General features: G+C 38.9%; 23 protein-coding genes. 17 read left to right on the top strand and 6 right to left on the bottom strand.

Features of this window, described 5'->3' with window-relative positions; genetic code table 11:
- Window positions 1-210: 210 nt before the first annotated feature.
- Complete coding sequence (locus ACIFUW_RS11455) at window positions 211-1,611, bottom strand: sugar porter family MFS transporter (protein WP_002305471.1); 1,401 nt, start codon at window positions 1,609-1,611, stop codon at window positions 211-213.
- Window positions 1,612-1,828: 217 nt separating this feature from the next.
- Between ACIFUW_RS11455 and ACIFUW_RS11450 the strand changes: the two genes are divergently transcribed.
- From ACIFUW_RS11450 to ACIFUW_RS11435, 4 genes are all read left to right on the top strand, one after another.
- Window positions 1,829-3,490 (top strand): xylulokinase, encoded by a 1,662-nt coding sequence (locus ACIFUW_RS11450; protein WP_002294116.1) that lies wholly within the window; start codon window positions 1,829-1,831, stop codon window positions 3,488-3,490.
- Window positions 3,447-4,145: an L-ribulose-5-phosphate 4-epimerase gene (locus ACIFUW_RS11445; protein ID WP_002287284.1), complete on the top strand. Its 699-nt coding sequence runs from the start codon at window positions 3,447-3,449 to the stop codon at window positions 4,143-4,145. Before ACIFUW_RS11450 ends, ACIFUW_RS11445 begins: the two co-directional genes overlap by 44 nt.
- 15 nt (window positions 4,146-4,160) lie before the next feature.
- A complete protein-coding gene (araA, locus tag ACIFUW_RS11440; protein ID WP_002287282.1) occupies window positions 4,161-5,585 on the top strand; it encodes an L-arabinose isomerase in 1,425 nt (474 codons plus the stop codon).
- A 306-nt stretch (window positions 5,586-5,891) separates the two neighbouring features.
- On the top strand, window positions 5,892-7,052 hold the full coding sequence (locus tag ACIFUW_RS11435) for an NAD(P)-dependent oxidoreductase (RefSeq protein ID WP_002287280.1): 1,161 nt from the start codon (window positions 5,892-5,894) through the stop codon (window positions 7,050-7,052).
- Here the strand turns inward: ACIFUW_RS11435 and ACIFUW_RS11430 are convergent.
- Complete coding sequence (locus tag ACIFUW_RS11430; protein WP_002321042.1) at window positions 7,029-7,169, bottom strand: hypothetical protein; 141 nt, start codon at window positions 7,167-7,169, stop codon at window positions 7,029-7,031. The two genes, ACIFUW_RS11435 and ACIFUW_RS11430, sit on opposite strands and share 24 nt — an antisense overlap.
- Here ACIFUW_RS11430 and ACIFUW_RS11425 point away from each other — a divergent pair, their 5' ends adjacent.
- Together ACIFUW_RS11425 and ACIFUW_RS11420 are read left to right on the top strand one after the other, a co-directional pair.
- A complete protein-coding gene (locus tag ACIFUW_RS11425) occupies window positions 7,170-9,029 on the top strand; it encodes an LTA synthase family protein (protein ID WP_002287279.1) in 1,860 nt (619 codons plus the stop codon). It abuts the gene before it with no gap.
- Between the two features lie 109 nt (window positions 9,030-9,138).
- Window positions 9,139-9,573, top strand: coding sequence for a hypothetical protein (locus tag ACIFUW_RS11420; RefSeq protein ID WP_002294114.1), 435 nt, complete (start codon window positions 9,139-9,141; stop codon window positions 9,571-9,573).
- A gap of 258 nt (window positions 9,574-9,831) precedes the next feature.
- Here the strand turns inward: ACIFUW_RS11420 and ACIFUW_RS11415 are convergent, their stop codons facing one another.
- Together ACIFUW_RS11415 and ACIFUW_RS11410 are read right to left on the bottom strand one after the other, a co-directional pair.
- Window positions 9,832-9,993 carry a hypothetical protein gene (locus ACIFUW_RS11415; RefSeq protein ID WP_002287277.1) on the bottom strand — a complete coding sequence of 54 codons (162 nt, stop codon included), beginning with the start codon at window positions 9,991-9,993 and terminating at the stop codon, window positions 9,832-9,834.
- Between the two features lie 18 nt (window positions 9,994-10,011).
- Window positions 10,012-11,034 carry a lactonase family protein gene (locus tag ACIFUW_RS11410; RefSeq protein WP_002287276.1) on the bottom strand — a complete coding sequence of 341 codons (1,023 nt, stop codon included), beginning with the start codon at window positions 11,032-11,034 and terminating at the stop codon, window positions 10,012-10,014.
- Between the two features lie 127 nt (window positions 11,035-11,161).
- Here ACIFUW_RS11410 and ACIFUW_RS11405 point away from each other — a divergent pair, with 127 nt between their 5' ends.
- Together ACIFUW_RS11405 and ACIFUW_RS11400 are read left to right on the top strand one after the other, a co-directional pair.
- Window positions 11,162-11,515, top strand: coding sequence for a PTS glucitol/sorbitol transporter subunit IIA (locus ACIFUW_RS11405; protein WP_002294113.1), 354 nt, complete (start codon window positions 11,162-11,164; stop codon window positions 11,513-11,515).
- 11 nt (window positions 11,516-11,526) lie between these two features.
- On the top strand, window positions 11,527-12,693 hold the full coding sequence (locus ACIFUW_RS11400; RefSeq protein ID WP_002287273.1) for an AI-2E family transporter: 1,167 nt from the start codon (window positions 11,527-11,529) through the stop codon (window positions 12,691-12,693).
- 91 nt (window positions 12,694-12,784) lie between these two features.
- Here the strand turns inward: ACIFUW_RS11400 and ACIFUW_RS11395 are convergent, their stop codons facing one another.
- Together ACIFUW_RS11395 and ACIFUW_RS11390 are read right to left on the bottom strand one after the other, a co-directional pair.
- A complete protein-coding gene (locus tag ACIFUW_RS11395) occupies window positions 12,785-13,405 on the bottom strand; it encodes an NAD(P)H-dependent oxidoreductase (protein WP_002287272.1) in 621 nt (206 codons plus the stop codon).
- Between the two features lie 171 nt (window positions 13,406-13,576).
- A complete protein-coding gene (locus ACIFUW_RS11390; RefSeq protein ID WP_002287271.1) occupies window positions 13,577-13,873 on the bottom strand; it encodes a rhodanese-like domain-containing protein in 297 nt (98 codons plus the stop codon).
- Between the two features lie 203 nt (window positions 13,874-14,076).
- Here ACIFUW_RS11390 and ACIFUW_RS11385 point away from each other — a divergent pair, with 203 nt between their 5' ends.
- From ACIFUW_RS11385 to ACIFUW_RS11345, 9 genes are all read left to right on the top strand, one after another.
- On the top strand, window positions 14,077-14,727 hold the full coding sequence (locus ACIFUW_RS11385) for a TetR/AcrR family transcriptional regulator (protein WP_002287269.1): 651 nt from the start codon (window positions 14,077-14,079) through the stop codon (window positions 14,725-14,727).
- A gap of 15 nt (window positions 14,728-14,742) precedes the next feature.
- Window positions 14,743-16,470 (top strand): ABC transporter ATP-binding protein, encoded by a 1,728-nt coding sequence (locus ACIFUW_RS11380; protein ID WP_002287267.1) that lies wholly within the window; start codon window positions 14,743-14,745, stop codon window positions 16,468-16,470.
- Entirely contained in the window at window positions 16,467-18,359 is a 1,893-nt protein-coding gene (locus ACIFUW_RS11375; protein ID WP_002287265.1) for an ABC transporter ATP-binding protein, read from the top strand. The genes ACIFUW_RS11380 and ACIFUW_RS11375 overlap by 4 nt, the downstream gene beginning before the upstream one ends.
- A gap of 458 nt (window positions 18,360-18,817) precedes the next feature.
- Window positions 18,818-19,687, top strand: coding sequence for a VOC family protein (locus ACIFUW_RS11370; RefSeq protein ID WP_002287264.1), 870 nt, complete (start codon window positions 18,818-18,820; stop codon window positions 19,685-19,687).
- Between the two features lie 208 nt (window positions 19,688-19,895).
- A complete protein-coding gene (locus ACIFUW_RS11365) occupies window positions 19,896-20,921 on the top strand; it encodes a serine hydrolase domain-containing protein (protein WP_002287263.1) in 1,026 nt (341 codons plus the stop codon).
- Between the two features lie 38 nt (window positions 20,922-20,959).
- On the top strand, window positions 20,960-21,910 hold the full coding sequence (gene manA / locus ACIFUW_RS11360) for a mannose-6-phosphate isomerase, class I (RefSeq protein ID WP_002294110.1): 951 nt from the start codon (window positions 20,960-20,962) through the stop codon (window positions 21,908-21,910).
- A 93-nt stretch (window positions 21,911-22,003) separates the two neighbouring features.
- Complete coding sequence (locus tag ACIFUW_RS11355) at window positions 22,004-23,707, top strand: PTS transporter subunit EIIC (RefSeq protein ID WP_002303602.1); 1,704 nt, start codon at window positions 22,004-22,006, stop codon at window positions 23,705-23,707.
- A 1-nt stretch (window position 23,708) separates the two neighbouring features.
- A complete protein-coding gene (locus tag ACIFUW_RS11350) occupies window positions 23,709-25,742 on the top strand; it encodes a BglG family transcription antiterminator (protein WP_002287256.1) in 2,034 nt (677 codons plus the stop codon).
- A 10-nt stretch (window positions 25,743-25,752) separates the two neighbouring features.
- The gene (locus ACIFUW_RS11345) at window positions 25,753-26,193 is read left to right on the top strand and encodes a PTS sugar transporter subunit IIA (RefSeq protein WP_002303601.1); all 441 of its coding nucleotides are present in this window, start codon (window positions 25,753-25,755) and stop codon (window positions 26,191-26,193) included.
- Window positions 26,194-26,274: the final 81 nt, after the last annotated feature.

The raw sequence follows: 26,274 nt of genomic DNA, 5'->3' as shown, positions 1-26,274 counted from the left end.
CGTCGCAATGTTTGTGAGAGCTTTTGTCATCGCTCAAGGCTGAACGTTTCTTTCACCACCTCTCCACTAAACGGTGTTCTCCTACCAACTGGTCACAAGTCACAATATTCATCAAACATGAGAAGCTGTTTTTTGAAATTGTTCCTTGTGACTGGAAACTAAGCGGTTCCTTCTTATTTCTTGAAGCTGACCACTTCTGTCACAACCTCTTTAAGAATGATGGATAGAAATACGTTTAGGATAAGTTTTTTTAGATGCACTTTGTTCGATTTCCTCTAAAGATTTCCCACGAGTTTCTGGTACGATCTCTTGAATAAATAAAACCCCTAAAAAGCAGATGATCCCAAAAATGCCGAAAACGATTTCTTGAGACATAGAAGCAGTCATCACAGGAAAAAGCAAGCCAACTAGGAAAGAACCAATCCAATTAAAAGAAGAGGCTAGGCCAGATGCTCGCCCGCGGACAGCTAGTGGGAATATTTCGCCTATGATTACCCATGTCAGTGGAGCCCATGTGCAAGAATAAAATGCGACATAAATACATAAAAACAAGAGAATCAACAACGAATTTGTATGAGCATCCAGTACAGTTCCTAAAACAGCTGGTAGGATGAATGAAAGTCCCATCACGCTACCGCCTATTTTCAATAAAGTTCGCCGATTGAACTTGTCTGCAATAACCAAAAAGAGCAAAGAACCAGCAACTAAAATGATTCCTTGGATGATCGGCCACATCAATGCATCGCTCGCTGCATGCCCAGTCGCTTTTTCTACGATCAGCGGAATATAGTAAAAAATAGCATTAGCTCCTTGAAATTGCTGGAATACTGCTACACCAATACCGGCAATGACTAAGGAACGATATTTTTCTAAAAACAAAGTATGCCAAGAAGTTCCGGTTGTCTTTTCTTGTTTGACATTCAGCTGGATTTGTTCGAATTCCTGTTCAGCTTCTTTTGGTGTCCGAATATAGTTCAATACTCTTTTTGCCTCTTCCAAGCGGCCAGATTGCATAAGAAAACGCGGTGACTCTGGTAGAGCTAAAACACCGAAAAATAAAATCAGCGCGGGGACAGCAGCGAGCCCTAACATCACGCGCCAAGCCATCGTTTCAGGCAACACTTTTAGCAAATAATCTGCAACATAGGAAAGGAGCATGCCAGAAGCAATCATCACTTGATTGATCCCTGACAATCTTCCCCTTAGTCTAGCAGGAGCCATTTCAGACATATAAGCAGGAACTAGGGCAGATGCAGCGCCAACAGCTAAACCTAGAAGAATCCTTGCTGCAATCAGAAAATAAGAACCATTGTGAGGGGCAGATGCAGAAAGGACAGAACCAGCCATAAAAATAAGTGCAGAAAGAAGAATCATTTTTCGTCGTCCAAGCTTATCAGAAAGAAGACCAGATAAAGAGCCGCCAAGGATCGCACCTAACATGACCGAAGACGTGATCCATCCTATCAAAGAAGCTTTACCTGCCAAACCCCAATCATGCTGTAAAAAAGGTAAGGCGCCGGTCATAACACCAATATCATATCCAAATAGAATGCCGCCAAATGCGCCAAAAAAATAAATAAACGATGAGGAAACTTTTTTTTCTTTTTTCATAAGTATTCTCTCCTTCTAGAATTTCGAGAAGGCGGTTGATCAGATTTTGTAAGCAATTTCATTTTATAACTTATGTACGTACAAAACAAGTGTTTTTTATTGTATTCTTGTAAATAACCGCTTGACATGTACGTACAAAAGTATACAATAATCATTGTAAGCGCTACTAAAAAGACGGTTTGATCAGGTTTGACGAGAAGGAGGGAGTTAAATCATTATGAAGGAAGTAAATGCGCAAAGTATGTTAGATGTCATAGATGGTCGTACATCTTTAGGGATTGAGTTTGGATCAACTAGGATCAAAGCTGTATTGATTGATTCATCTTTTACTCCTATTGCCGCTGGTAGTTATGAGTGGGAAAACAAACTAGAAAATGGTATCTGGACCTATTCATTAGAAGATATTTGGAAAGGACTGCGCGTCAGTTACCGAAAAATGGCAGCAGAAGTATTCGAAATCTATGGCGAGAATCTTACGACAATCGGGTCGATTGGGTTCAGTGCAATGATGCACGGTTATCTAGCATTTGATAGCAAGGAACAGTTACTAGTACCATTTCGTACTTGGCGAAATACAATCACTGAAGAAGCAGAACGAATATTAACGGAAAAATTTCAATACAATATTCCGCAGAGATGGAGTATCGCTCATTTGTATCAATCTATTTTGAATAAAGAAGAACATGTGAAAGAAATTAATTTTTTGACAACGCTTGCAGGTTATGTCCATTGGCAGCTTACTGGTGAGAAAGTACTAGGCGTAGGAGATGCATCAGGCATGTTTCCTATCGATCCTTCAACGAAAACCTACCATCAAGAAATGAAAAATATTTTTGGTCAGTTAATCGAAAAAGCGCACGTAGCGATTGACTTGGATCACATTTTGCCTAAAGTTCTAGTAGCAGGAGAAGAAGCTGGCAAGTTAAGCGAATCAGGGGCTTATCTGATCGACCCTACGGGAAATTTGAGACCAGGAATCCCGGTTTGTCCGCCAGAAGGGGATGCAGGAACCGGTATGGTCGCTACGAACAGTGTAGCCAAACGGACAGGGAACATTTCGGCTGGTACTTCCGCCTTCGCTATGATCGTATTAGAAAAAGAACTAGAAAATGTCCATCCGGAAATCGACATGGTCACTACACCTTCAGGAGAACTAGTAGGCATGGTTCATACGAATAACTGCTCTTCGGATATCAATGCTTGGGTCAGTATTTTTGAAGAATTTACCAATTCTTTGGGTATGGAGATAAGCAGAGATAAATTATTCACGGTATTATTCAACAAAGCGCTAGAAGGCGATACGGATTGCGGGGGATTACTTTCTTATGGTTATTTTTCCGGTGAAAACATTACAGGAGTAAATGAAGGAAGGCCATTATTTGTACGTACACCAGGTAGCCGTTTTGATTTAGCGAATTTCATGCGGATCCATTTAGCCAGTGCTTTTGGTGCAATGAGAATCGGAATGGATATATTGAAATCTGAGAATGTCCAAATTGATCGTTTAGTGGGGCATGGGGGGATTTTTAAAACACCAGAAGTTGGACAGCGGATTCTAGCATCTGCTATGGAGGCACCAGTTACAGTGATGGACACAGCCGGAGAAGGTGGAGCGTGGGGAATCGCGTTATTAGCAGCCTATATGATGGATCGACATGGGAAGTCTTTAGAAAACTTCTTGGCAGAAGACGTGTTTGGACAAGACCAAGGAATCACCATCACACCTTCAGCAGAAGAAATAGCAGGCTATCAGATATTTATGAGACGTTACCGTGAGGGGATCGACATTGAAAAAACAGCGATTCATCAATTGCAAGAAAAAGGAGTGATAGAAAATGCTGGAACAACTGAAAGAAGAAGTATACCAAGCAAATCTTGACTTGCCTAAACACGGACTCGTCAAATATACATGGGGAAATGTGAGCGCTTTTGATCCTGAAACACGATATTTCGTTATCAAACCTAGCGGAGTCAGTTATGAAGAGATGACAGCAGACGACATGGTCGTTGTGGACTTGGACAATCATATCATTGAAGGTAAACTCAATCCCTCTTCGGATACGCCTACTCATGCTGTTTTATATCGTTCATTTCCTCAAATCGGAGGAATCGTCCATACTCACTCGACATGGGCGACGATCTGGGCACAAGCAGGATTGGATGTTCCTGCGATGGGGACGACGCATGCAGATACTTTTTATGGATCGGTACCTTGTGCTCGATTTTTGACACAACAGGAAATCGACAGCGGGTACGAATATGAAACAGGAAAAGTTATCATAGAAACATTCAAAGAACGCAAAATTGATCCCTTAGCAATTCCAGGGGTACTTTTACACGGACACGGTCCATTTACTTGGGGGAAAGATGCGCAAAGTGCGGTAATGAACGCAGTCGTACTAGATGAAGTATGCAAGATGAATTTATTTACCAGACAGCTCAATTCATTTTCAGAAGAGCTGCCTCAACGGATTTTAGATAAACATTATTTACGAAAACACGGAAAAAATGCGTATTACGGACAAAACAAATAAAAGGAGTGGCTAATTATGTTGAATATTGGAGAAAAAGAATTTTGGTTTGTTGTAGGATCACAGCATTTATATGGGGAAGAAGCACTGCGAGAAGTAAAGAAACATGCACAAGAAATGGTCGATGAACTGAATGAAAATGGCCAATTGCCTTATCCAATCCGCCTTCAAGAATTAGCAGTTACTGCTGATACGATCACAAAAATCATGAAAGAGGTCAATTATCGAGAAGAAGTAGCAGGTGTGATCACTTGGATGCATACTTTCTCACCAGCAAAAATGTGGATCCGCGGGACAAAGCTTCTACAAAAACCATTGCTTCATTTAGCTACGCAATATAACGAAAGCATTCCTTGGAAAACGATCGATATGGATTTCATGAATTTAAATCAATCCGCTCATGGTGACCGCGAATATGGGTTCATCAATGCTCGATTAAATAAACAAAATAAAATCGTCGTTGGCTACTGGAAACGACCTGAGATCCAAAAAGAGATTGCTGATTGGATGGATGTTGCAGTAGCCTATAATGAAAGTTTTGGAATAAAAGTGGCTCGTTTTGGTGACAACATGAGAAACGTGGGTGTCACAGAAGGAGACAAAGTGGAAGCACAGATTCAATTTGGTTGGACTGTTGATTATTTTGGTATCGGAGATCTTGTACAAGTAATCGATCGCGTATCAGACGAAGAAGTCGATCAATTATTTGAAGAGTACAAGGAATTGTATACCTTCGACTATGGTGATTATGAAGAAAAGACATGGGAGGAACATGTAAAAGTACAAGCTCAGCAGGAAATCGGTATTCGCCGTTTCTTAGAAGAAGGAGGCTATAACGCTTTTACGACTAATTTTGAAGACCTGTATGGAATGAAACAACTACCTGGACTAGCTGTACAACGTTTGATGGCAGAAGGATACGGTTTTGCTGGGGAAGGCGACTGGAAAACTGCAGCGATTGATCGGTTGCTGAAAATCATGGCTCGAGGGAAAGATACAGGATTCATGGAAGATTATACTTACGAGCTAGCTAGTGGCCAAGAAGCAATCTTGGAATCCCATATGATGGAAGTAGATCCGACGCTTGCTGCGACGAAACCAAGAATCGTTGTTTCTCCTTTATCAATGGGAGATAGAGAAGATCCGGCGCGTCTTGTATTTGATGGGAAAGCAGGAGAAGGGGTAGTCGTATCGATGGCAGATTTCGGTACGCATTATAAACTGCTGATCAATGAAGTAGAAGCCTTTGAACCAACGACTGAAGCACCTAATTTACCTGTTGCACGTGTGTTATGGAAAACTAAACCGAATTTCCATGAAGGTGTCCATTCATGGATTCAGGCAGGTGGCGGTCATCATACCGTTGTCTCGCTAAATCTAACAACAGATCAAATTGAAACGTGGGCAAAATTAGTTGAGTTGGAAACAGTGGTTATTAGATAAAAAGAGGTTGTGAAAAAGCCACTTAGTTTTAAGAAATAAGAAGAGATTGACGAAATTTGCTTTTCAACTTTTTTGAAATTTAGTCTTATTATCAATGTCAGCTAACGGAACACCATTTATCAAGATATCTCACCCTCAATATTTTGCTCTCGAAAATAAGGCTTATGGCAGTAACTTGTCATAGCCTTATTTTTATCACTCAGCCTACTCTGCTCTAACTGCTCTTTTTGCTTCTAGGAAGTCAAATGGTAAACAGTTGTCTAATTGCAGAAATTTCGAGATACTTGTTAGTAAGGAGGGGGTTTTATGTATCACGTTCATTTGATTGATGCTATTCCAGAACAAGAGATAGAAAAGTTACAAGGGGAATATTTCAAAATAATAGATGATTTGCCAGCCGAAGGAATAGTTATTCGTAGTACGAAAGTGAAAGATGAATGGCTTACACCAGATTTGCTAGCAATTTCAAGAGCTGGTGTTGGGGTGAACACGATCAACGTTGAAAAAGCTTCTGAAAACGGGACGATCGTCATGAATACACCAGGTGTAAATGCTAATGCAGTAAAAGAGCTTGTTTTGTGCTGTTTGCTCTTATCTTCCCGTCCGATAATCGAAGCAAGTCGTATGGTACAAACACTAACAGGTCCTAATATTTTAGAACAGGCAGAAAACAAAAGAAGTGCTTATGTGGGACGAGAATTGCAAGGCAAAACCATCGGTCTTCTTGGTCTTGGAGCGATAGGCACAAAAGTAGCGCTAAGTTGCTATAGCTTAGGGATGGATGTCTTGGGTTATTCTATCCGCGATGCCCAGTTGGATTATGTTCGGCAAGCAGATTTAGAAACAGTTCTTTCTACCTCGGATTACATCGTAGTCATGCTGCCGTTGACAGAAGATACAAAAGGATTGATCGATCAGGCGAATATAGAAAAAATGAAAAAAGATGCTGTACTTATCAATGTAGGAAGAAGTGAAATTGTTGATAAATATGCTGTTATGCAAGCATTGGAAAAACAACATCTGGCTAAATACTTGACTGATTTTCCAGAAGAAGAGTTCTTAGAAAATGACCGTATACTTATGTTGCCTCATCTAGGGGGATCGACTCAGGAAGCTTTGGCAGACAGCGGACGTTTGGCAGTTGAAGCCTTAAAAGATTATCTTTTGTTCGGTACGGTTAGAGAAGCGGTCAATTATCCATCCGCACGAATGTTTTTCCAAGCGCCGTTTCGATTCACTATATTTTATCAAAAGAAAACCAATATATTAGCAGAGATATTTTCTCTGCTGAATGAGAACGAGCTAGCGATCGCAGATATATCGCGTAACCATAAGAATGAGCATGTCTACATATTGATTGACATAGACAGTACTGATTTTGAACAGCTCAATCAAGTGAAACAACAGCTAGAAAAAATTTCTGGAGTACGAAAGGTCCGCTTATTAAAGAAACCAGAAAGGCCATAAAGAAAGAGAATATTTGGATTTCATTAATTCTTCTTTCCGTTCTTTACTTTCGAATTTCGTACAACTAAAATAAGAGAAGCAACATTCTTTTATTGATAGAAATGAAGGAGCAAGCATTTGAAAAGATATATAAGCAGACTTTCGACCAAACAGAAAAAGATTTTAAAAGGAACAGCAGCAATCATCAGTATCTTTTTTCTTGTTGTTTTTAGTAATTTATTTTTGCAGTGGTGTCAAAATGATCTATCCGTAGACCTTGCGTTGAAATTTGCTTTTTCTTGGCATACGGAAAAATTCTTCTTAGCCTGTCTCGTCTTGCTGATTATTCTTATTTTTCTGATTGCACTAGCAGGATCTGTCCCTTTAGGTTCCCTTACGTATGTCGTAGCCATCGGTGTATTAGGTTTTGCAAATTATATGAAAATGAGTTATCGGCAAGAACCGATTTATCCAGACGATTTGAAGATGATCACTGAAATCGGATTGCTGAAAGATATGACCGGCACTATGCTGTTTACAGTGATCTTAGCTGCCGCAGGAACCGTGATAGGATTGTTTTGCTGGTACATGTTTCGAAGCCTGAAAAAAGGAAGGCGATTCCAATTGATCCGATTAACGACACTGCTTGTGGCAATTGGACTGCTAGGGTATATCAGTAATTTCAACAATCCCGATAATTTGTTGCGAAAAGCATATAATAAAACGGCACTATGGATACCTTACAGCCAGAAAATGAACTACTATAACACTGGTTTTATCGGTGGGTTTTTGTACAATCTGAAGGTAGAACCAATGGATGAACCTGAAGGATATTCGAAAGAAAAGATCAAAGAAATCACTGAAAAATACCAGAAGCTAGCCGATGAAAAAAATAAAACTGTAGAGGAAGAGTCGCCGAACATCGTGTTCGTGATGAGTGAAAGTTTCTCAGATCCTAGTCGATTAAACGGCGTAGAAGTATCTGGTGAGCCATTGGCAGATTATTATGAAGTAGCTGATCAAACATATAGTGGCAATATGCTTTCTCAAAACTATGGCGGTGGAACAGCAAATATCGAATTTGAAGCATTGACTGGTTTTTCTATGGCGTTATTTAATGCGCAACTCACCACCCCTTACACGATGCTTGTACCAAAAATGGATCAGCTTCCTTCTATCGTTTCAGCGTTAAACGCACAATCATACCAGACGACAGCGATCCATCCATACAATACTTCGATGTATAAAAGAGAGGATGTTTATCAGACATTAGGATTTGACCAGTTCATCAGCGAGCGTACGATGACCTATACGGATACGATAGAGAATAATCCATATATTTCTGATGAGTCAGCTTACAAAGAAGTAATGACACTTCTCAAGGAAGAAAAAACACCTCAGTTCATTCATTTAGTCACGATGCAGACACATATGCCCTACGATGGAAAGTATGATAATCTAGACTATCCTGCAAAAACTTCAGATGGAAGTGGGACACTTGACTTAGAGAATTATCTGCAAGATATTTCCTATAGCAGCACGGCACTGAAGCAGTTCACGGAAGAATTGAAGAATCTTTCTAGAAGGACTTTAGTTGTTTTTTGGGGGGATCATCTTCCAGGGATCTATTCAGATACGATCCAAGCAAAAAATGACAAACAAACATTGCATGAAACACAATTTCTTATGTTCGACAGTAAAGGAGAATTAGAAAAGCAAACGACTCACGATGCAATCACCAGTCCGTTTTATTTTGCAGCGAATCTAATGGAACAGACGAATCAGACAACAAATGGCTTTTATCAGCTGCTTTTATCATTAGAACAGGAACTTCCGGCGTTTGAACGAGAACTGTACTATCAAAACGGACAGTGGTATAAAGAAGCGCAATTCAATCGCTCGCAACAAGAGATTTACGACGAATATCAATTGATCCAATATGACATTGTCGCAGGGAAACAATATAGTTTAGCAGATGGTTTCTTTGAGCACGAATAAGAATGGCGAGCTGTATAGAAACCATTAAATTTTTTCAAGTACTTGTCATTTGAGGATAAAAACAAGTAGAATAAATAATAACAACAATGGAGAAAGTAGGAAAACGAACATGTTACCGAATATTGGCTATTATGTGCAGTCCATCGATCAAATCGTCAAGGAAACAGAAGCAATCGGAGAAGGAATGCATCCGAAATATGAAGTGATCAGAAACGCAATTGATGAAGGAAAAACAAGTGAACTGGACAAATCGACTCTTGAAGAGATCATCCTGTTATTTGAAGAAGGAACAAAAAAATATCGGGCAATGCTTAAGAAAGTCAGTACTTTGCGTCCACCAGCAAAAGCAATGGGCATTCATAAAAATTTTGAAAAAGCTTATCTTTCATATGTAGCAGGCTGTGAAGAAATGATCCAAAGTATCGATCTTGAATCAGGGGTAGATGAAGATCTATTCAATACATCTGAAGCAAAACAAGACCAAGCGACAGACCAATTGACAGCTGCCATCCAAAAAATGACTAATTTGTTGTTGAAAAAATAAAAGAAATCTTTGATAACAATAAAAACTAGAGTTATCTAATATAAATGTAATATTACCTTTATGATAGAGTGATCAAAATCCTTTATGATAATGACATACCTATAACCAACAACAACCTTGTACTTACTCAAAATCGAGTAAATACTCCTTTTCCGTCGAGTCTAACCATCTCGGCGGTTTTTTATTTGTAGAAAAGAACATCAGGATAGACGGAAAAGTCTTGTCCTGATGTTCTTTTCAGATAGTATGGAAAGCTGATTAGTTTTCTACATTCTGTACATATTGTTCAAAGTAGTTCTGTAAATCGGCTTTGAGTTTCTGATATTCCTCTTCGCTATACTCTTTATCTTCGATTTTCCCATCAAAGAAAGGAATATTTAGTTCTTCCCGTAGTCTGTCTAATACGTCTTGCTGATTCATTTCATTCTCCTTTTCTTACTAACGATCAAAATAAACACAGACACATTCTGGTACATAGACATCTTTTTTCAGTAATTCCAGTAATCCTGTTTCAGGATGACGGCGATATAATGTCAGATTATCGGTGTTCTGATTGGCACACACGACAAAATTATTGCTTGGATCTAGTGCGAAATCGCGGGGAAAATCCCCTTCTGTTGAGATGATTTGCTTGTTTTGAATGTGGGAACCATCTTCAAAAACTGCGAATACAGCAATCGAGTTATGTCCTCGGTTAGAAGCATAAAGGAACTTGCCATCATTTGAAATGCGGATAGCTGCCCCTCCATTTTCACCGTCGAATTCTTCTGGCAAGGTCGATATTTTCTGTAATTCTTCAAAAGCACCTGTTTCTTTATTATAAGAAAGCACGCGGACTGTGCTGTCTAATTCACCAAATAAATAAGCGAATTGTCCATTTGGATGAAAGACAAGATGGCGAGGGCCTGTTCCTGGCTCTGCAGTGAAGGTAGTTACAAGATTCAATTTGCCGTTTTCGGACACATCATAAGTATACACACGATCTGTACCAAGATCACATACGACTAATCGTTGGTCAGGAGTCAGATCCGTATAGTGGACATGCGCATGATCTTGGTTTTTATGAGGACCTGTCGCTTCTTGATGGAATATTGAATCTGCTGCTTTCAGTTCGCCATCTCCTAATATATGGTAGACATTTACTTCACCTTTATGATAGTTCGCCCCGTATAGTAATTGACGTGCTTCATCAACCGCTACATAACACAAAGGAGCGCCAGACTCTGTTACCGCATTCAAAAAATGAAAATCCTTATCGTACGCACCGGCACCACCTAATCCATCCACACTAGTAACTGTGTAAAGATTGCCAGCTTTACTTTTTGCTACATAGGTAGGGCTATTTTCTTCAACAGCTAATGAAAGGTTGGCTAATTCTTCTTTTTCTGTATCAAGGTCGATCGTATAGATTCCTTTACTTTCGCGACGCGTATAGGTTCCTAAAATTATCTTTTCGATCATATGAGCTGATTCCTCCTAATTGTAATGAAATAGTTTTCGTTTTTATTCTATCACATAATTATTCCACACGGCTAAAGAATGAGAATGTGTTATACTGTTTTTGAAAGCAATTAAAGGAGAGAGTGCAATGATTCAGGCAAAGATTACAGAAATTGGGACAGAAGCAATAAACAAGGAAGAACCCATGCTGATTTTGTTCGATAAAACAGCAACAGCTGCCTTACGAAAATATTCGGTGATTCAAGAAGTATCAAAAGACGAACCTTTTTCTTTGAAAGCAGGCGGAACAATTGCTTTTGATGATCAGGTATATACGATCGATTATGTCGGTCCGATGGCCAATGGGAATTTAGAGACAGTAGCTCACGTATCATTGATTTTTGATGCTTGTCCAGAAGAAGGACAAATTGCAAATGGAATCTATCTTCATCCGCATAGACTGCCTGCTATTGGTTTGGGAAGCCAAATTTTTTATAACTAACAGGAGGAATTATGGAAGGAAAAAATAAGAAGAACAGACCGGTATCGTGGTTTTGGCGCTGGTTTTTAAATAATCAAGTAGTCACAGCCTTACTTGTTGTATTGTTAATATTGCTGATCGTCTTTTTATTTACAAAAGTTTCATATTTGTTTGCACCAATCTGGCAATTTTTAGCAATCGTAGGTCTGCCTATCATTTTAGCAGGAATCTTGTATTACTTGATGAATCCGGTAGTTGATTACTTTGAAAAGCGAAAAGTACCAAGGCTTTACAGTATCATTGGGCTGTTTGTTTTGGTTGTTGCACTAATCGCATGGGGGAGCGTAGTGATCATCCCTAAGATTCAGGAACAAACAGTGAGCTTCATCAGTAACTTCCCTCAATATGTAGATACGATTGATAATAAATTAACCGAGATTTTGCGGGACCCGCTGTTCAACCAATTTCGCGAACAGTTGGAAACAGCAGGTGATAAGTTCATGAATTCGGCAGGCGATATGATCCAAGATATATCTAAGAGTACAGTTCAGAGTCTTGGAAGTTTTGTCGGCGCGGTAGCGACTATTTTAGTGGCTCTGCTGACGATGCCGTTTATCTTATTTTATCTATTGAAAGACGGTAAACAATTAGCACCTTATTTTGTCAAATTTTTACCGACACGCATGCAAAAACCGACGTTGAATGTGCTGAGTGAAATGAATAGTCAAGTTTCTTCTTATATAAGAGGACAACTAACTGTGGCTTTTGCTGTGGCAATCATGTTTATGATTGGTTTTGCGGTCATTGGTTTAGAGTATGCTGTCACGTTGGGGATTATTGCGGGTTTTTTGAACCTGATCCCTTACTTAGGATCATTTTTAGCGATGATTCCGGCTATCTTTTTAGCCATTGTAGCAGGTCCATTCATGATCATCAAAGTACTGATCGTTTTTGCAGTAGAGCAGACAATAGAAGGACGCTTGATCTCTCCATTAGTACTAGGGAATCAGTTAGCAATCCATCCAGTAACGATTTTATTAGTTCTGCTGACTTCTGGGAAATTGTTCGGAATCATCGGTGTGATCTTGGGGATTCCTGTTTATGCAGCAGCTAAAGTAGTGATTACTCATGTTTTTGAATGGTACACAACAATCTCTTCTCTTTATGAAGAAAATCCGTTGAAAAAGCAGAAAGAATAACAAAAAGAGACAGATGGGAAAATATCCAAGGTACAAATGCTGCTTTGAAGATTTTTTCCTCTGTCTCTTTTGTATGCATTTATCTCAATTTTTAAAATGATTTACCTAAAGCAGCAGCTTTATCTAATGCATTTTGCATCAACTCATCTGCACGGTCAGGGTCATAATCGATTCCTTCGATGAATAGCTGATCTACTTGATCGATGCCTACAAAGTTTAAAATACCTTTTACATATTGAGAGGCAAAGTCTTGTCCGTTGTATACACCGCCATTAGATTGGATGTGCAGTGCTTTTTTACCTGTCACTAATCCTTCTGGCCCGTTTTCTGTATAGCGGAACGTTTTTCCAGCTACATTGACGGTATCGAACCAAGCTTTTAATTTTGTTGGGATATTTAGATTCCATAAGGCGTTTGCGATAACGATTTTATCAGCAGCAAGGAACTGATCAGTCAATTCATTGAAACGAGCAATTTTTTGTTGTTGACTTTCTGATAAGGAAGTGAATTCTGCACCAGCACGTAATGCTTCCCAACCTGATAATAATTCTTCATCGATTTCCGGAATATCATCGCGATAAAGTTCCAAAACAGTCACTTCATCATCTGGATGATTTTCTTTATAACTTGTTAAAAAAGACGTCAATGCCTTAACTGTGCGCGATTCTTCTGCAGTTAGGGGATGACCTTTGACTACTAAAACAGATGCCATATGCTTACCTTCTCCTTTTATTGCTATGATTGTTATAACTATGAGAAAAAGAAAAGGCTATCAAGTCATATTGATAAGGTTGAAGAATAAATAACTAAAAAAAGACAGGGTATAAAAGAGGCTGTGACACGATTTTTTGTCACAGCCTCTTTTGAATCTAACAAGCAATATTCAAGCAACACTCGACTGAAGAGCTTCCATCCCACCAATGATATAAACAGCACGAAAACCATTAGCAGTAAGTTGATCGGCTAATGCTTCTGATCGCCTGCCTGTATAGCTTAGAATATAATAAAGTTTCTTTGGATCTAGATTTTTTAATTGTCTTGGCAAGATAGCAGCGGGGATAGAAAGCGAGTGGCTTAAGTGGTTTTTTGTGTAATCTAAGGTATTTCTTGTATCTAAAACGATGCTGTCAGCATCGAGAGGCAATTTATTGAAGTCTTGGACACTAATTGATTGGGCCATTTATCTCATCCTTTGTTTAGTATGTGGCTATTTTAATGGGCAACTCTCATTAATTCAAATGGAAGGATTCCTCTTATCACTTTTTTAATGTATCGGATGATAATGAAAAAAACTATGCAAATGTCTTGCAAAACAGGTAGGAGGTGTTATAATGACACAGCGTCATATGACAATGTGTCATCTTGAAAGAAAGGAGGATCCATATGCCGACACAGACATTTTTCCATTTGCCTAAAGAAAAACAAAAAAGACTAATCGAGGCTGCGAGAATCGAGTTTTCTAGAGTACCCTTAAAAGAAGCTTCGATTGCTAATATCGTCAAATTAGCGGATATCCCTAGAGGCAGTTTCTATCAGTATTTTGAAGATAAAGAGGATCTTTATTTTTATTACTTTGAGACAATGAGACGTGACAGCTCTAAAGATATGTTACAACTAATGAAAGAATCCGATGGTGATCTATTCAAAGGATTCGAATCCTATTTTTCTAAAATGATTTATGAGATTTTGGAAGGCGAGAATGCTTCTTTTTATCGTAACTTGTTTATGAACATGGATTACCGTGCCTCAAGAAAAGTCGCTCCTCATACGAGTCGCCAAAAAACGCCTCACGATCCACATAAAGAACACAAACAAGATGCAAAAGAGTTGCTTGAATTGATCGATCGGACGAAGCTGAAAGTAAAAAATGATCATGAATTGGAATTACTGATCCAATTAGTGATGAATACTGTATTTACAACAATTGCGCATTCGTATCGCTTATTTTCAACATCTGAAGATTACTCAGTAGAGCAAGCAATCAGTGAATTCAATTTGAAACTTTCTTGGCTGAAAAACGGAGTATATAAATAGAAAGAAGGGAACTAGATGCTAAAAATCGTAAAACGGATCTCCTTGACTTCAGCAATTGCAGCTGCAGTTTTCATGGTGATCCAAGTACTGGCAGATTTATATTTGCCGACACTTACCTCCAATATTATTGATAAAGGGGTAGCGCAAGGAGATGTCGATTATATTTGGCATACAGGTTTTGTGATGATCGGCTTTTCTTTGATCAGTATCTTAGCTGCTATCGCAAATACATTTTTTGCTACTCGTGAATCACAGAAACTGGGTAAGCAATTGCGTACGGATGTCTATAAAAAATCAGAGAGTCTGACAAAAGATGCGTTTGATAAATATGGAACGGCCTCTTTGATCACAAGAACGACCAATGATGTGACTCAAATCCAAATGGTTACACAAATGTTTTTACGTATGATGATCAATGCACCAATCACGTTGATTGGCGCGAGCATACTTGCTTATCAAAAAGATCATCAGTTGACAAAAATCTTCTTAGTTGTCATCCCAGTAATGATTATTTTGATCGGCGGAATCATGTACTTTGCTGTTCCATTATTCAAAAGTATGCAAAAGAAAACTGACCGTTTAAACCTGGTATTTCGAGAAGGATTGACAGGGGTCAGAGTGATTCGAGCATTCGATAAGACACGCTTTGAAGAAAATCGTTTTGATTTAGCGAATAAAGATTATACAAATACGGCAATCAAAGTTAATACGATCGTCGCATTGATGATGCCAATGATGACATTGATCATGAGCGGTACAAACGTAGCAATCACTTGGTTTGGTGGACACTACATAGCAGATATGACTTTGGAAGTCGGTAATCTGATTGCATTTATGACTTATGCGATGCAGATCTTGATCAGCTTTATGATGCTTTCCGCTATTTTTATCATGGTGCCTCGTGCACAAGCTTCAGCTGACCGTATTAATGAAGTGTTGGATGAAAAAATCGGTATCCATGACCCTGAAAATCCTAAAACAGTTTCTTTTGCTGGAAAAAACGCAACATTGGCCTTCAATCATGTCAATTATCGATATCATGGAGCAGAAAAACTTGCATTGGAAGATATTGATTTCCAAGCCAAGTCGGGCGAGATCGTCGCAATCATAGGGGGGACTGGTTCAGGTAAAACGACCTTAGTCAATTTGATCCCTCGATTATATGACATCGAATCTGGTTCGATCCAAATAAATGGAACGGACATTAGTGACATGACTCAATATAATTTGCGAGAATTAATGGGCTTTGTTCCTCAAAAAGCAGTTCTGTTCTCTGGAACGATCCGAGACAATATGCAGTATGGTAAGCCGGATGCAACAGATGAAATGATTTGGAAAGCATTAGAAATCGCACAAGCTAAAGATTTTGTTTCAGAGATGGAAGATGGCTTAGATAGCCATGTGGAACAAGGAGGAGGAAACTTCTCTGGTGGACAAAGACAGCGTCTGGCAATTGCACGGGCATTAGTCAAAACAGCAGATATCTATGTGTTTGATGATTCCTTCTCAGCGTTGGATTTCAAAACGGATGCCAATCTTCGCCAAGCATTGAAAACGAATATGAAAGAAAGTATCACCGTTTTAGTTGCTCAACGAGTAAGTACAGTAATGGATGCAGATATGATCCTTGTGCTAGATGAAGGAAAACTGGTTGGCAAAGGAACACATGAAGAACTATTAGCAACAAACGAAACTTATCAAGAAATCGTTCATTCACAACTAAGAGAGGAGGACTTAGCATGAGTAAAACAAACACACGTCCCTCTCATGGACCAGCAGGCGGTCCAGGACATGGTGGACCTGGCAGAAATCTCGGTGTAAAAGGTGAAAAGCCTAAAAATTTCTGGGGAACGGTACGCCGATTGTTTGGCTATATGTCTAAACGTATGGTTGCGATCATCGCTGTATTTGTACTAGCAATAGCAGCCGTGATCTTCCAAATCCAAACACCAAAGGTCTTGGGGAAAGCAACCACAGAAATATTCAAAGGTGTAATGGCTGGCGCTCAACAGATGCAACAAGGCCAACAAGTAACAAAATTTCCGATAGACTTTGATAAAATCGCGCAGATCATTGCGACAGTAATCGTGATGTATTTGATTTCTGCTGTATTCAACTTTTTACAGCAATTTATTATGACACGTGTTTCCCAACGAACAGTTTATGAATTACGTCATGATTTGGAAGCCAAAATGAATCGTGTACCGATTTCCTATTATGATACACATACAAATGGGGATATCATGTCTCGAGCAATCAATGATATGGATAACATCGCAAGCACGCTGCAGCAAAATTTGACTCAATTTGTAACTAGTGCAGTCACATTGATTGGGGTCATCGTGATGATGCTTTCAATCAGCTGGCAATTGACGTTAGTCGCGTTATTGATGATCCCTTTAAGCTTGATCATCGTGATGATCGTAGCGCCGAAATCACAAGTGTTTTTCGCAGATCAGCAAAAAAGTTTAGGTTTATTGAATAACCAAGTAGAAGAAACATATGGTGGTCATACCATTGTTAAAACATTCAATCATACTGAAAAAGACCAGGAAGTATTTGAAAAAGAAAATCAGAATCTGTATGCCGCTGGTTGGAAAGCTCAATTTATTTCGGCAATCATCATGCCGTTGATGAATTTCGTTAAAAATCTAGGCTATGTGTTCGTCGCTGTACTAGGCGGAGTAAAAGTTGCAAATGGGAACATGACATTAGGGGATGTTCAAGCGTTCTTGCAATATACAACACAGTTCTCTCAACCAATCACTCAACTTGCAAGTTTGATGAACACTATCCAATCAACAGTTGCTTCAGCCGAACGGGTATTTGAAGTGTTGGATGAAGAAGAGATGTCCAATGAAAAATCTGGCCTTCCAGAAGAAAAAGATACACCATACAAAGTTCGTTTTGAAAATGTTCAATTCGGCTACACACCAGATAACTTGCTAATGACTGATTTTAACTTGGATGTCAAACCTGGTGAGATGGTCGCTATTGTAGGTCCGACTGGTGCAGGGAAGACGACACTGATCAACCTTCTTGAACGGTTCTACGATGTTTCTGGAGGTAGTATTCGTTACGATGGTGTAGATACCCGTGATCTTTCACGTGATGAATTGCGCGCACAGTTTTCAATGGTACTGCAAGATACTTGGCTGTTTACAGGAAGTATCTATGACAATATCAAATATGGGAACGACGATGCAACAGACGAACAAATCATTGAGGCTGCTAAAGCTGCTCACGTAGACGATTTTGTTCGTAAATTGCCAGAAGGATATAACACTGTATTAAACGAGGATGCAAGCAATATTTCGCAAGGGCAGCGTCAGCTAATCACAATTGCGCGGGCATTCTTAGCAAATCCAGATGTCCTGATCCTTGATGAAGCAACATCTAGTGTAGATACACGAACAGAAATACTGATTCAAAAAGCGATGAACCGCCTATTGGAAAACCGGACAAGTTTCGTTGTTGCTCACCGCTTGTCTACAATACGCGATGCAGACAACATTATTGTGATGAATCATGGTTCGATCGTAGAAACAGGAAACCACGATACATTGATGGAAAAAGACGGATTCTATGCAGATCTTTATAACAGTCAGTTTTCTGAAGAAGAAGCTTCATAGAATAGTACAAATTTATTATTTTTTTTAGGGGCTGTGACAAAAGTCGTGTCACAGTCCCTTTTTCCGAATAAACGGTGTTCAATCAGCTGTCCTTCGGTATTAGCTCAAAAAACGGCAAAATATGAGAAGCTATTTTTCCGTTTTGTATCTCTAATACTCAGGTCAAACCGCTGATTTTACAACCTCTTCCTTAAACGGTGTTCAAAAGCTTGCATCTGCGGTAATAAGCCCAACCAAACGAAAAATAGGAGGAGCTATTTTTGTTTGGCTGTTCTTATTACTTGATGCAGAACAGCTTTTTCACAACCTCTTTTTATAAGAGTTTTTACTCATTAATTTACAAAAAACAAGCAAAATGCGAATTTTCTCACATTTTTTTTAACAAAATCAAAGTTATTGCTTGAAAGAAGAAGAATCCATCGTTAAAATAAAGCTTGACGTAGAGGGGAGCAAGAAATATGAAAGATTTTCAATTGGGGGCTGCCACCTATTTAAAAAGTGTAGCCATTCGGGTGAAAGACCGAGATAAAATGATTGATTTTTACAAGAACGTTGTTGGCTTTGATTTGAAAAGAGAAGAAAACGAATTAGCCATTTTAGGAACAGAAGAAGCTGGAAGTGAAATGTTGCTGCTGGAAGAAAGTCCTAGAGCGAATGATCACATGGGGGTGATCAAAAAGCTGAACCGTTTTTCATTGATTATCCCTAGCACAGAAGAAATGGCAGATATCCTTTGTCGTATCCGTAAAATGAATTATCCAATCAAAGAAGCTTTAGAAGATCATGGACGTATGGGGATTTTGCTCGTAGACCCAGAAGAGAATGAATTGGAAATTTACCATGAAGAGAATAAGAACGACCAAAGAGAAATTCCAGAAACAATGGATCAAGAAGCATTATTAAGAAAATCTGAAGAAAAATTCAGTAAACTATCAACAGGTTCTTATTTTGAAAAAATCCATTTAAATGTTACTAACTTAACAAAAGAACGCCAATTTCTTAATCATGTACTTGGTTTGAAGGTACATAATGAAGAAGAGGGCATCCATGTATTGAATGAAGGAGATTTCCATGTTGGTTTGACAGAAGCTAGCGGAGGCGCAATTGATTTGCCTACAGATGAAGTGATTGGACTTGATTTTCTGAAATTCATGATCGATACTGAAAGCATGGAAGGACTGATTGCTCACTTGCAGCAACTATCAGTTGATTTCTTCTTAGACAAAAAGCACACAGTACTCACAATCTATGATGCTATAGGAATCGAATGGTGGTTCGTCAGTGAGCCAAAAGAAAAGAATAAAACTGACATTCGATGCGACGCTTAACTTTTTCTTTCTTAACGATTGTCGCATGTCTCGTCATTTTATGAACGGTCATACTATCGCTTATTCTAGAGATAGAAAGAGAAAATAGTATACCGGGGGAAACTGCGCGGTTTTTCGCGCAGTTTTTTTGTGTAAAAAAGGTTGATTCCTCATAGATTAAGCTTTAAGCTTGGACTGTAAGAATCTGATAGAAAAGCAGGAGAAAAAGATGTATCCACACACGAAACAGCTTATTTTGAAAAAGATGGAAGAAGGATTTTATCCAGGTGTAGCAGTCGCCTTCATAAAAGAAAATCAAGTAGAAACATTTACAGCCGGCTTTGCCCAAGTCGTTCCTGAAAAGCAGCTGATGACAGAAGATCTGTTGTTTGATGCAGCCTCACTGACGAAAGTCGTTGCAACCACTTCATTAGTTTTACGTCTATTAGAAGATGGAAAGATAGAACTCGATCAACCGCTTCATAAATATCTTCCTGAATTTGAAAATCAGACAATCACTTTGCGTCATTTACTGACACATACTTCTGATATCAAAACATGGATACCAAACAGAGATAAGCTATCTCAGGAAGAATTGATCGCCGCTTATTTGAAGCTAGAACCAGGTGAGCAACTAGGAAAAGAAGTAAAATATACAGATGCCGGTACGATTCTTCTTGGGTTGATGCTAGAGGAAATTTACCAAGAAACTGCAGTGGAAATCTTTCAAGAACAAGTATTGGAACCATTAGGAATGATGAACAGCTTATTTCTTCCTTTTCCTTCCAAAAAAATCGTTCCCACAGAACAACTGCCTTCGGGTGAGGTTTTGCGTGGACAAACTCATGATCCGAAAGCAAGAGTTTTGGCTGAACATGCAGGTAACGCGGGTCTCTTTATTGATTTGAAAGACAGCATTACTTTTGTCCAAATGTATTTGAACAAGGGAAAAATCCGTAATGGTCGTTTTTTAGAAGAAGAGACGATTGATTCTTTACTGCAAGATCAAACACCGAAAAAAAATGGCTATCGTTCTTTAGGATGGGACTTAAAAAAGGATGTAGAAGACGGTCATGCGATTCTTTTTCATACTGGTTATACAGGTACGTTTTTCTTGATTGATATAAAAACACAAGAAGCGTTGATATTTTTGTCAAATCGCGTACATCCTGTCGATCATCGTGCGGAGTATCTCATATGTCGAGATGAAATTGTTGAAAACTTTTTGAAAGAGAAAGCGGTATTACCGAAATAATGCTATAATAGCTATGAAAAATGAGAGGAGTTTGAATTATGCAGGAACCTATGTTTTTAAAACCAGTTTTTCAAGAAAAAATTTGGGGAGGAAGTCGTTTACGTTCAGTCTTTGGTTTTGATATCCCTAACGATAAAATCGGAGAAGATTGGGCGATCAGTGCGCATCCTCATGGTGTCAGTGTAGTAGAAAATGGCGAATTCAAAGGGAAAAGATTAGATGAACTATGGTCAGAACACAAGGAATTGTTTGGCCATCCTTCAGAACCAGTGTTTCCATTATTGATCAAGATCTTAGACGCAGAAGATGATCTATCTGTACAAGTACATCCAGATGATGCCTATGGGATGAAACATGAAGGTGAATTAGGAAAAACTGAATGCTGGTATATCATCGATGCTGAACCTGGTGCAGAAATCATCTATGGTCATCATGCAAAGACAAGAGAAGAACTAGCTGAGATGATCAAAGATGGGCGCTGGGATGACCTTTTGAAGAAAGTACCAGTTAAAAAAGGTGATTTCTTTTATGTACCAAGCGGAACGATCCATGCTATTGGTAAAGGAATCATGATTTTAGAAACACAGCAAAGTTCTGACACGACTTACCGCGTGTATGACTACGACAGAAAAGATGCGCAAGGACAAACAAGAGAGCTGCATATCCAACAATCGATCGATGTAACAACTGTCCCTGCGAAAACACCAGAATTACAAATCAAAGAAGTCCGAAAAGGGAATTCATCGATCGTCACTTATTTAGAAACTGAGTTTTTCAATGTATATGAGTGGGATATTAAAGGAATCACATCTTTCAAAAAACAAGCCCCTTATACATTGATGACGGTAATCGAAGGAGCAGGAGACCTTGTCGTTGACGGAAAAACATATCCATTAGAAAAAGGAACAAGCTGTATTATTCCAAATGGCGTTTCTGAGTGGGCGGTCCAAGGTGAACTAGCAATCATTGCGACTGAACCAGGCAAATAGTTCCCAGATAGCTGAAAGCAGCAGACGGTTTTTCGTTTGCTGCTTTTTCTACATAAAATCCGTCCATCAATAAATAGAAGTATGGTGAAAAAGATGGAATACAAATGGAAAGCAAACAACAGCAGTCGCGTGTCTATGAAACAACTGAGAAAAGCTGGACATCACTTAAATGAAATGATCATGCCAAATCTAAGTCTGTTTATCGCTTGGGGAATCTTGTCATTAGCAACAAAAGGTGTGTCTGGCGATTTGCACACCACATTAGAAGAGGTATGCCATTGGATGATCCAGCTGCTTTTACCCATCTTGATCAGTTATTCAGGCGGGAAATCGGTAGGGGGACAAAAAGGGGCAGTCGCCGGTGCAATTGCTTCTTTAGGGTTGATCGCTCGTTCCAATGCTCCACAAATCGTAGGAGCGATGATTATCGGGCCGCTTGCCGGCATCGTATATGAACAATTTGTTTCTAGATTCCACGTGAAATTCAAGGCTGGATATGAAATGCTTGTCAGCAACCTACTAGTAGGACTGACTGGTAGCGTTATTTGTATAATTGGAATCGTTTTTATTGAACCAGTTTTAAATAGTGTTCACTTGTTGCTCGCCTCCGTTGTGTCTTGGCTAGTCACAATGAATCTGTTACCACTTGTCAGTCTGATCTTAGAACCTCTAAAAGTACTATTTTTCAATAATGCAATCAATCATGGTGTATTGACACCTTTAGGAATCGAATTCTCACAAACAGTCGGGTACTCTTCCTTATTTTTGATGGAGGCAAATCCTGGACCTGGTTTAGGGATCTTACTTTCTATCCTTTGTTTTGCAGAAAAACAGGAAAAAGTAAATGCGAGTGGAGCATTGATGATCCATGCGATTGGCGGGATTCACGAAATCTATTTTCCATTTGTCTTGCTGCGACCGTATCTATTTTTAGCTGTAATGGCTGGTGGGGCAAGCGGCACGTTGATATTTCAATGGTTAGATACGGGATTAGCTGCACCTGTATCGCCTGGGTCACTACTCGTGATTTTTGCCAATGCGCCTTATCCACAACTAGCTGGGGTAAGTATAGGGATAGCAATCAGTACATTTGTGACCTTCATTTGTGCAGCGATACTATTGAAATTACCAAATAAAGAAAAAGAGAACAAAACGGTCAAAGAAAGGGGAGAAATCTTGGAACCATCTATCATTCATTCCGTCATTTTTGCTTGCGACTCAGGTATGGGATCAAGTGCTATGGGAGCCGCCCTGCTGAAAAAGAAATTAGCAGCAGAAAAAATCGATCTTTCTGTCGGATACAGCTCTATCTATGAATTGAATAACCAAGTAAATCAGCTGGTTATCGTGCAACATGAACTAGCGGGTCTTGCAAGAGAAAAAGTACCTCAAAGTCAAATCTATGTACTGGATCACTTTTTGGAAACAGATATCTTGCTGTCACGAATAAAAGAAGCGATCCAATTTCCAAAGCGGGAAGAAAAAAAAGAGATAGCAGATATCACAGAACAAAAAAAGTCGCCTGCTAATATTGTATTTTTGTATAAAAACAACAGACGCGGCTCACAAACTATGGGCATGACGATTTTAAGTCAATTAGCAAAAAAAGCGAAAAAACAGTTTGTTATCTCAAAAGAATCAATAGAAAAAATCAAAATCCAAGAAGAAACGATTTATATCGCACAAAGAGAACTAGCTGTAACTGAACAGCTAGAAGAAAAGATCCCTCGGCTAGTTCTAGTTGAACATTGGGTAGCTACGAATGAATACGAAAAACTCGTGAAGGGAGAAATATAAGATGTATTTATCGCCCAGAGAAAAACAATTATTAGCAGAATTTCTCAGTAGCCCGTCACCTGTATCTATCCAAAAAATGATGAATTTATTGAAGGTCAGTAAACGGACTATTTACCGCGAATTAGATAATCTTGAAGTCTCATTGAAATCGGTAAATGCTTCTTTGAAAAAAGCAGCTAGAGGCTCATTTGTCATTGAGGCATCAGAAGAAGTATTAGAGCAATTAAAAGAAAATACAGATGGGAAAAGTAATGACTTATCCACTGCTAAACGACAACACGCGATTTTAGCCGAGTTGTTACTGACGACAGAGCCGTTGAGTCTTGCTCATTTCATGGAATCATATCGCATCAGTAATACCACTTTTTATGCAGATATCAAACAGTTGGAAGAAAGTATTCGCCAACTGCCTTTGGAAATCATTCGGAACCAGGGATACGAGATCGAAGGACCGGAAAAATACCGCCGGCTTCTGACAGCGAATGTATTAGAATTAGAAATCAATGAATATGAACTTTTTCATAGTATTTCTTTCGATGCATCACTGAATTATTTTTTTCGATTCGTTGATCCGCAACATCTATCTCTTGCACGCAAAGTAATCGGGGAAGAATTGATCCAAAAAAAGACCAATCTAAGTGATAGAAAGCTTGAACATTTGGTTTTGATGCTGACATTGACGATGGAGCGTGTGACTAAAAATCATTTACTGACAAATGAGACATATAATAGTCTGGCAAACAAAGAATTACTACAGACAGCTAAACGATTGTTTTCACGGATCGCTTCTGAGACAAAACAACTTTATCCAGTAAATGAGATCGTCTTTTTTGCAGGATTATTAAATGACTTCACGAACTCATTTGATCAGAATTTCTTTGAAGAGACGTTCGATACACAGCTTGCTTATTTAGTAAAACAACTGATTCAAGAAGTAAGTGAAGAGACGAATGTCCATTTTTATGAAGATGAAACTTTGTACAAAATGCTGTTGACTCATTTATCTGGTGTGTTTTCAAGAGCCGTTTTACAAGAAGAGACACTGACCAATCCGATTTTAGAAAAAATCATGGTTCAATACGAGGAAGTTGCGAATGCAATCCGTAAAGCAGTAGAGCGGATTTTTCAAGAAAAAAAATTATCCGAAGAAGAGATCGCTTATATGGTCCTTCATTTTGCGAATTCATTGGAACGAAGTCCGAAAGAAAGCAATATCAGTATTGCAGGATTTTCGCCAAGTGGATTAGCTTCTACTAGCATGTTGGAACTACGATTGAAAAGGTATTTTCCCTTCATCCAACAAATTCATTTCTATCGGATTGCTGATTTAAAAAAAATCGATTTACAAGAAGAATATGATGTTGTTATTTCTACATCTATTTTACCAGGATACGGTGGAAAATATATTTTAGTCTCCCCGCTACTGCTAGAAGATGAAGTCAAGCAGCTAAAAGAAGCTTTTTCGCATATTGAGAAGAAAAAAAGGCAAAAAATTACGTATAACAGCAATAACGAGTGGATGATAGAAGATACTTATGAGGAAACAATGCATTTCATGGATCAAATCAATCAATTACTCGGTCGTTTTTTTATCCAAGAACTGGATAATCCTGAGACGATTTCCGAAACGATTCGCAGCTTATTTCCTTATTTTCCTGAAGGACTAGTAACGGATGAAGAGGTGGTTCATCGCCGGCTGCTTAAGCGATATGAACAAGCACCTATCGGTATTCCTCATACAAATATGGGGTTATTCCATACATCCAGCTCATTGATTTCTAAACCGATCTTTTGTATTTTCAATTTGAAACATCCGTTGACCATTGAAGGGATGGATAGACAGCCAGTCGATTTGTCCCGTATGTTAGTTATGCTGGCGCCTTCGCCAATCCAAGAAAAAGACGGGATTCTTTTAGGAAAGATCAGTGGAGCAATCATCATGAATGACTTGAACACCGAGATCTTCCGCTCAGGAAATAAAGAAATCGTTTATCAGTTGTTAGCGAAAATCCTGATTGAAGAAATAAAGAAATGAAGGTGAAAAGATGATACAGCTACCAGCAGAAAAAATATTGCTCGATCAATCCTATCAAAATTGGAAAGAAGCGTTGACCGAGATCGGCCAGTGGATGACCCAACAAGGGGGAATCAAACCGGCATATATCCAATCAATGATCGAAAGACAAGAAAAAGCGAGTGTCTATATCGGGAATTTCGTAGCCTTGCCACATGGGACTGACAAAGATGAAGAAGTAGTAGAAGAAGGAATCTATTTAGTCCAAGTGCCTGATGGTGTGGACTTTGGAACAAAAGAGGAACCAAAAATCGCGACACTCTTATTTGTAGTGGCTTTAAAAAAAGAACATCAGTTAGCGGTGCTCCAAGATTTAGCCTTTTTCTGTTCAGACATCGACCAAGTAATGGCGCTCAGTGATGCGAAAACCATTGAAGAAGTCCAAATGATTTTTGAACATGGACATATATAACCAATGTTCACAGTAAAAAAAGCTGCCTTGCATCAAGTAATAACTTCAACCAAGATAAAAATAAGAGGAGCTATTTTTGTT

The organism is Enterococcus sp. PLH-Efm8, assembly GCF_053011625.1.
Note: the sequence above shows the minus strand (reverse complement) of the source record. Positions and strands in the feature narration are given on the sequence as shown.

Excerpts from the sequence above, each read along its gene's own strand:
- ACIFUW_RS11455 (WP_002305471.1), bottom strand. The coding sequence starts at position 1,611 with ATGAAAAAAGAAAAAAAAGTTTCCTCATCGTTTATTTATTTTTTTGGC.
- ACIFUW_RS11450 (WP_002294116.1), top strand. The coding sequence starts at position 1,829 with ATGAAGGAAGTAAATGCGCAAAGTATGTTAGATGTCATAGATGGTCGT.
- ACIFUW_RS11445 (WP_002287284.1), top strand. The coding sequence starts at position 3,447 with ATGCTGGAACAACTGAAAGAAGAAGTATACCAAGCAAATCTTGACTTG.
- araA (WP_002287282.1), top strand. The coding sequence starts at position 4,161 with ATGTTGAATATTGGAGAAAAAGAATTTTGGTTTGTTGTAGGATCACAG.
- ACIFUW_RS11435 (WP_002287280.1), top strand. The coding sequence starts at position 5,892 with ATGTATCACGTTCATTTGATTGATGCTATTCCAGAACAAGAGATAGAA.
- ACIFUW_RS11430 (WP_002321042.1), bottom strand. The coding sequence starts at position 7,169 with ATGCTTGCTCCTTCATTTCTATCAATAAAAGAATGTTGCTTCTCTTAT.
- ACIFUW_RS11420 (WP_002294114.1), top strand. The coding sequence starts at position 9,139 with ATGTTACCGAATATTGGCTATTATGTGCAGTCCATCGATCAAATCGTC.
- ACIFUW_RS11415 (WP_002287277.1), bottom strand. The coding sequence starts at position 9,993 with ATGAATCAGCAAGACGTATTAGACAGACTACGGGAAGAACTAAATATT.
- ACIFUW_RS11410 (WP_002287276.1), bottom strand. The coding sequence starts at position 11,034 with ATGATCGAAAAGATAATTTTAGGAACCTATACGCGTCGCGAAAGTAAA.
- ACIFUW_RS11405 (WP_002294113.1), top strand. The coding sequence starts at position 11,162 with ATGATTCAGGCAAAGATTACAGAAATTGGGACAGAAGCAATAAACAAG.
- ACIFUW_RS11400 (WP_002287273.1), top strand. The coding sequence starts at position 11,527 with ATGGAAGGAAAAAATAAGAAGAACAGACCGGTATCGTGGTTTTGGCGC.
- ACIFUW_RS11395 (WP_002287272.1), bottom strand. The coding sequence starts at position 13,405 with ATGGCATCTGTTTTAGTAGTCAAAGGTCATCCCCTAACTGCAGAAGAA.
- ACIFUW_RS11390 (WP_002287271.1), bottom strand. The coding sequence starts at position 13,873 with ATGGCCCAATCAATTAGTGTCCAAGACTTCAATAAATTGCCTCTCGAT.
- ACIFUW_RS11385 (WP_002287269.1), top strand. The coding sequence starts at position 14,077 with ATGCCGACACAGACATTTTTCCATTTGCCTAAAGAAAAACAAAAAAGA.
- ACIFUW_RS11380 (WP_002287267.1), top strand. The coding sequence starts at position 14,743 with ATGCTAAAAATCGTAAAACGGATCTCCTTGACTTCAGCAATTGCAGCT.
- ACIFUW_RS11375 (WP_002287265.1), top strand. The coding sequence starts at position 16,467 with ATGAGTAAAACAAACACACGTCCCTCTCATGGACCAGCAGGCGGTCCA.
- ACIFUW_RS11370 (WP_002287264.1), top strand. The coding sequence starts at position 18,818 with ATGAAAGATTTTCAATTGGGGGCTGCCACCTATTTAAAAAGTGTAGCC.
- ACIFUW_RS11365 (WP_002287263.1), top strand. The coding sequence starts at position 19,896 with ATGTATCCACACACGAAACAGCTTATTTTGAAAAAGATGGAAGAAGGA.
- manA (WP_002294110.1), top strand. The coding sequence starts at position 20,960 with ATGCAGGAACCTATGTTTTTAAAACCAGTTTTTCAAGAAAAAATTTGG.
- ACIFUW_RS11355 (WP_002303602.1), top strand. The coding sequence starts at position 22,004 with ATGGAATACAAATGGAAAGCAAACAACAGCAGTCGCGTGTCTATGAAA.
- ACIFUW_RS11350 (WP_002287256.1), top strand. The coding sequence starts at position 23,709 with ATGTATTTATCGCCCAGAGAAAAACAATTATTAGCAGAATTTCTCAGT.
- ACIFUW_RS11345 (WP_002303601.1), top strand. The coding sequence starts at position 25,753 with ATGATACAGCTACCAGCAGAAAAAATATTGCTCGATCAATCCTATCAA.